We start from the raw sequence: 6,052 nt of genomic DNA, 5'->3' as shown, positions 1-6,052 counted from the left end.
GTGCCGGTGGCCCGCCGCTCGGCCGCCAACCGCCGTACCGCCTGCTCCCGGCTGAGCGAGAGGTCGCGGCTCATCGCGTCCAGCACCTCGGGGGCCACCCCGCCGGTGGCGCTCGCCCCGGCCGGTCCACCGGCTCGCGGGGCGGCGTTCTCACCGGCGAACGACGGCAGGGTCACCGCCGCCGTCAATCCCGCCGCCGCCACCACGACACCGATGGCTGTCATCCGTCTGCGGTCCATCCGCCAAGCTCCTCCCGGCCGGCGCGGGGTACGCCTGCCGGAACGGAGTACGGAGACGACGGCCGATCGGTTGACCCGAAACCGGAGCTTTCAGCGCAGCGTGTCCGTGCGATCACTCGCCGGGGCGTACCCGGACACGACGACGCGGCCCACCGCGGACGGTGGACCGGCGTGCGGAGCCGGTGGGTCAGACCTCGACGACCGTCGGGACGATCATCGGACGGCGCCGGTACTTGTCGTTGACCCAGCGCCCGACGGTGCGCCGGACGATCTGCTGGAGCTGGTGCGGGTCGGTGATGCCGTCCGCCGCGGCCCGGTTGAGCGCCTCGGTGACCAGCGGGACGACCGGGTTGAACGCCTCCGGGTCCTCGGAGAAGCCCTTCGCCGAGAGGGTGGGGCCGCCGACCACCTTGCCGGTGACCGAGTCGACCACCACGGTGGTGGCGATGAAGCCGCCGTCGCCGAGGATCCGCCGCTCGGTCAGCAGCGACTCGCTGACGTCGCCGACGGCGAGCCCGTCGACGTAGACGTAGCGGCTCTTCACGTGCCCGACCAGGCTGGCCCGGCCCTCGACCAGGTCGACCACGTCGCCGTCCTCGCAGAGCACCACCCGGTCGGGGGCGACGCCGGACTCGACGCCGAGGCGGGCGTGCGCCCGCAGGTGCCGCCACTCGCCGTGCACCGGCATCAGGTTGCTCGGGCGCACCATGTTGAGCAGGTAGAGCAGCTCACCGGCGGGGGCGTGGCCGGAGACGTGCACCTTGGCCACGTCCTTGTGCACGACCACCGCGCCGGCGCGGGCCAGCCGGTTGATCACCCGGTAGACGGAGGTCTCGTTGCCCGGCACCAGCGAGCTGGCCAGCACCACCGTGTCGCCGGGGGCGATGGTGATGTGCCGGTGGTCGCCGCTGGCCATCCGGCCGAGGGCGCTCATCGGCTCGCCCTGGGAACCGGTGGACATCAGCAGGATCTGCTCGGGCGGCAGCGTGGTGGCCTCCTCCAGCCCGACCACCAGGCCGGGCGGGATGTTGAGCAGGCCGAGGTCGCGGGCGATGCCCATGTTGCGCACCATCGACCGGCCGATCAGTGCCACCTTGCGGCCGTGCTCGATCGCCGAGTCGAAGACCTGCTGCACCCGGTGCACGTGCGAGGCGAACGAGGCGACGATGATCCGCCCCCGCGCCTTGGCGAAGATCGAGTCGAGCACCGGCCCGATCTCGCGCTCGGGGGTGACGAAGCCGGGGATCTCCGCGTTGGTGGAGTCCGACAGCAGCAGGTCGACGCCCTCCGCGCCGAGCCGGGCGAAGCCGGCCAGGTCGGTGATCCGGCCGTCCAGCGGGAGCTGGTCCATCTTGAAGTCGCCGGTGTGCAGCACCAGCCCGGCCGGGGTGCGGATGGCCACGGCGAGGGCGTCCGGGATCGAGTGGTTGACCGCGAAGAACTCGCACTCGAACGGGCCCAGCCGCTCCCGGCCGCCCTCCCGCACGGTCAGCGTGTACGGCTGGATCCGCCGCTCGGCCAGCTTCGCCTCGACCAGGGCCAGGGTGAACTGGGAGCCGACCAGCGGGATGTCCGGCTTGTGGGCGAGCAGGTACGGCACCGCGCCGATGTGGTCCTCGTGACCGTGCGTGAGCACGATCGCCTGGACGTCGTCCAGCCGGTCCAGGATCGGGCCGAAGTCCGGCAGGATCAGGTCGACGCCCGGCTGCTCGACGTCGGGGAAGAGCACCCCGCAGTCGACGACGAGCAGCTTGCGTCGTACTCGAAGACGGTCATGTTCCGACCGATGGCGCCGAGCCCGCCGAGCGGGATGATCCGCAGGCCGCCCTCCGGCAGCGGCGGGGGCAGCTCACCCTCGATGTGCGCCTCGGTCACGCGTCCACCTCATTCTGCGACGCCGTTACCCGGCGTCCGTCGTGTCGTTCGATCATTCGGGCAGTTCCAGGCCCGCCGCGGCGCAGTCGGCGCGCAGCTGGGCGAGTTCGTCGGCGGTGGCGTCCGCCAGCGGCGGCCGCACCGGACCGGCCGGCAGGCCCTTGGCCGCCAGGCCCGCCTTCACCAGGATCACGCCCTGGGTACGGAAGATCCCGGTGAACAGCGGCAGCAGCCGCCGGTGCAGGGCGAGCGCGGTCGCCGTGTCCCCCGCGTCGTACGCCTCGATCAGCTGCTTGGCGGGCGCGCCGATGAAGTGCGTGGACGTGCCGACCAGGCCGACCCCACCGACGGCCAGCGTCGGCAGGGTGAGCGCGTCCTCCCCGCTGTAGAAGGCGAGGTCGCTGCGGCTGAGCACCCAGCTGGTCGCGGTCAGGTCGCCCTTGGCGTCCTTGACCGCGACGATCCGGCCGTGCTCGGCGAGGCGCACCAGCGTGTCGGTGGCGATGGCCACCCCGGCCCGGTGCGGGATGTCGTAGAGCATGATCGGCAGCCCGGTGGCGTCGGCGACCGCGGTGAAGTGGCGCAGCAGCCCGCTCTGCGGCGGCTTGTTGTAGTACGGGGTCACCACCAGCAGGCCGTGCGCGCCCGCCTTCTCGGCCGACGCGGCCAGCTCGATGGTGTGCCGGGTGTCGTTGGTGCCCACCCCGGCGACGATCCTGGCCCGGTCGCCGACCGCCTCCACCACCGCCCGGATCAGGGTCTCCTTCTCCGCGTCCGTGGTGGTCGGCGACTCACCCGTGGTGCCGTTGAGCACCAGCGCGTCGTTGCCCTGCTCGTCGACGAGGTGGGTGGCGAGCCGTACGGCGCCGTCCAGGTCCAGCGACCCGTCGTCGGTGAACGGGGTCACCATGGCCGTGAGCAGTCGCCCGAACGGGCGGGACGCGCCCCGGTCGGGGGCGGCAAGGTGGTCGTGCGTCATGTTCACAACCTAGCGGACGACCACCGGGGCGCCGGTGGGGAAGGGCTCAGGACAGCTCGGCGTGCGGGCTGGTCGCCACCTCGGTGCCGTCGGGCAGGGTGGAGATGACGAAGTCGGCGAAGACGTTCGGGGCGACCTGCTGGAGCTGGCGCAGGCACTCCACCGCCAGCTCGCGGATCTCCACGTCGGCGTGCTCGGTGGCGCGCATGGCGATGAAGTGCCGCCAGGCCCGGTAGTTGCCGGTGACCACGATCCGGGTCTCGGTGGCGTTGGGCAGCACCGCGCGGGCCGCCTGCCGGGCCTGCTTGCGCCGCAGCGTCGGGTTCGGCTCGTCGACGAAGCGCTGCTCCAGCCCCTCCAGCAGCTCGGTGTACGCCCGGACGCTCGCCTCGGCGGCCTCGACGAACTTCTTGTGCAGCTCCGGGTCCTCGGCGATCACCCGCGGTTCGACCATCGCCGCGTCCCGCTCCGGGACGTAGCGCTGGGACAGCTGGGAGTACGAGAAGTGCCGGTGCCGGATCAGCTCGTGGGTGAAGGAGCGGGAGACCCCGGTGAAGTAGAAGCTCACCGAGCCGTGCTCCAGCACGCTCAGGTGGCCCACCTCGAGGATGTGCGCCAGGTAGCCGGCGTTGGTGGCGGTCGCCGGGTTCGGCTTCTTCCAGCTCTGGTAGCAGGCCCGGCCGGCGAACTCCGCCAGGGCCTGACCGCCGTCGGCGTCGGTCGACCACGGCACGTCGTCCGGGGCCTGGAACTGGGTCCATGCGATCAGCTTGACCTGGGGCTGCACCATCTCCGGCATTCCTGGGACTGTAGTTGCCCCGCACCGGTGCGCGAAAGTTGACCTCCCGGCTTCGACAGCGGCCGTGAGCTGCGAATCGTGGACAGTCTCCGGTCCAGGGGAACGACAAGTGTCCAAGATCTCGCAGACGGCACCGCGCGGTGGGGTGCGGGGTGGTCAGACGTAGAGCGCGGTGAACGGAGCCCAGGGCAGGTTTCTCGCCACGGAGAAGGCCAGCCAGACGGCGAGGAACCCGGCGATCACCGGCGAGCTGATCCGCAGCTCGGGCAGGCGCCAGCCGAAGGCCTGCTTCCCGGCCCACGCCACGAAGAGGTACGCCAGGAAGGGCAGCGCGAACACGAAGAGGAAGTGGTGCCGGGCGGCGGCGGGCAGGTCGGCGTGCAGCACGTACCAGAGGGCGCGGGTGCCGCCGCAGCCCGGGCAGCTCCACGGCCCGGGTGGTCAGCTTGAGCAGGCGGCCCGGGCCCGATATTCGGGTGCGCCCCCCGGTCCCCCGCCCGATCATGATCGGCGTGCACTCCGCCCTCACGGTCGACCCCGGCCGAGCCTGCCCGCGCCTGCTCCTGCACGTCGCGGTGGTCCGGCCCGTCTTCGTCTGGGGCGCGCCGGGCATCGGCAAGAGTTCGCTGGTCCGAGCCTTTGCCGACTCGCTCGGCCTGCCCTGCGTGACGCTGGTCGGCACCCAGCTCGCCGCCGAGGACCTGATCGGCGTGCCGGAGCTGCGCGACGGACGCAGCCGCTTCGCCCCGCCCGAGTCGATCGCCCGCACCGAGCCGTACTGCCTCTTCCTGGACGAGCTGAACTCCTCCAGCCCCGAGGTGCAGAAGGCGTTCTACTCGCTGATCCTGGACCGTCGGATCGGCTCGTACGAGCTGCCGGCCGGCTCGATCGTGATCGGCGCCGGCAACCGGGCCACCGACAACGCGCTCGCCCGGCCGATGGCGTCCGCCCTGGTCAACCGGCTGGTGCACGTGCACCTGCGGGCCTCGGCCACCGACTGGCTGGCCTGGGCTGCCGGCGCGGGCCTGCACCCGTGGGTGCTGGACTACCTGACCGAGCGCCCGGACCAGCTGTGGGTGGCGCCGCCGAAGACCGAGGAGCCGTTCTCCACCCCGCGCAGCTGGCACATGCTCTCCGACGCGCTGCGCTCCTTCGGCGAGGGCGTCGACGAGGCGACCGTCCGGCTGCTGGCGGCCGGCACGCTGACCGGGCATCACGCGGCCGGCTTCACCGCGTACGTCAAGACGGTGCGCCACCGGTACGGCCTGGACGCCATCGTCCGGGGCGACGCCGGCTGGCCGCGCGCGGCGACCGACCGGGACCTGCTCTACTTCTTCGCCGAGGCGTTCCGGGCGCGGCTGGTCAAGGAGCTGCCCGCCGACCGCGACCACGCCTCCCGCCCGGTCCGCGACTTCGCCCTGCGCGCCAAGGGCCTGCTGGTCGAGCTGGCCGAGATCTCCCTGGAGTGCGCCCAGCTGGTCGTCGCCACCGACGACGAGGGGATGCCGGTGCTGCCGGCGTGGTTCCTGGTCGAGGTGACCCGGGACCTGCCCCGGCTCGTCGCCGCCCGGGCCTGAGCCGTGGCCGCCCGCCGCGCCGGCCGCCGGCCGGACCCGAACGAGGAGGCGTTCCGCCAGGCCAGGCAGCGGGTCACCACGCACCCGATGTTCCGGCCGCTCTGCTCCGCCGGCGCCGCGCGCAACGCCTGGTTCGCCTGGTCCGACGACGACGAACTCGCCGACCAGCGAGGGTGGGCGCGGGTCCGCGAGGACGGGAAGGTGGTGGTCAACCGGCGGCGCCGCGCCGACGCCGACGAGTGGTACTGGGTGCTGGTGCACTGCCTGCTGCACCTCGGCTTCGGTCACCTCGACCCCGAGCGGGAGGACCCGGCCGACCGGGCCGAACAGGCCGCCGCCTGCCTGGTGGTGGCCCGGTTCCAGCACGACGCCAAGCTGGGCCGGCCGCCGGGCCGAACTGCCACCCCCGCTGCCCGCCGGGGACGAGGCCCGGCTCGCCGCCCGGTGGCGGGAGAGCGGCGTTCCCGACGGGTACGCGACTGCGGACGCCGACGAGTGGTACTGGGTGCTGGTGCACTGCCTGCTGCACCTCGGCTTCGGTCACCTCGACCCCGAGCGGGAGGACCCGGCCGACCGGGCCGAA

At 72.9% G+C, this 6,052-nt stretch carries 3 protein-coding genes and 4 pseudogenes; 2 read left to right on the top strand and 5 right to left on the bottom strand.

Annotated elements, in window-relative coordinates; genetic code table 11:
* The 5 genes and pseudogenes from JNW89_RS24870 to JNW89_RS24850 form a co-directional block, all read right to left on the bottom strand.
* Positions 1-239: pseudogene (locus JNW89_RS24870) on the bottom strand (S1 family peptidase); the annotation flags it as partial.
* 187 nt (positions 240-426) lie between these two features.
* A pseudogene (locus JNW89_RS24865) lies at positions 427-2,114 on the bottom strand (ribonuclease J).
* Between the two features lie 52 nt (positions 2,115-2,166).
* Complete coding sequence (dapA, locus tag JNW89_RS24860) at positions 2,167-3,093, bottom strand: 4-hydroxy-tetrahydrodipicolinate synthase (protein WP_238450721.1); 927 nt, start codon at positions 3,091-3,093, stop codon at positions 2,167-2,169.
* A gap of 46 nt (positions 3,094-3,139) precedes the next feature.
* On the bottom strand, positions 3,140-3,883 hold the full coding sequence (gene thyX, locus JNW89_RS24855) for an FAD-dependent thymidylate synthase (RefSeq protein WP_238450723.1): 744 nt from the start codon (positions 3,881-3,883) through the stop codon (positions 3,140-3,142).
* 165 nt (positions 3,884-4,048) lie between these two features.
* Positions 4,049-4,315, bottom strand: a pseudogene (locus tag JNW89_RS24850) (DUF2752 domain-containing protein); the annotation flags it as partial.
* Positions 4,316-4,395: 80 nt separating this feature from the next.
* Between JNW89_RS24850 and JNW89_RS24845 the strand changes: the two are divergent.
* Both JNW89_RS24845 and JNW89_RS24840 read left to right on the top strand, forming a co-directional pair.
* A complete protein-coding gene (locus JNW89_RS24845) occupies positions 4,396-5,469 on the top strand; it encodes an ATP-binding protein (RefSeq protein ID WP_255541206.1) in 1,074 nt (357 codons plus the stop codon).
* Positions 5,470-5,472: 3 nt separating this feature from the next.
* Positions 5,473-6,052, top strand: a pseudogene (locus tag JNW89_RS24840) (hypothetical protein); the annotation flags it as partial.

It is taken from the genome of Micromonospora sp. 4G55 (assembly GCF_016803375.1).
Note: the sequence above shows the minus strand (reverse complement) of the source record. Positions and strands in the feature narration are given on the sequence as shown.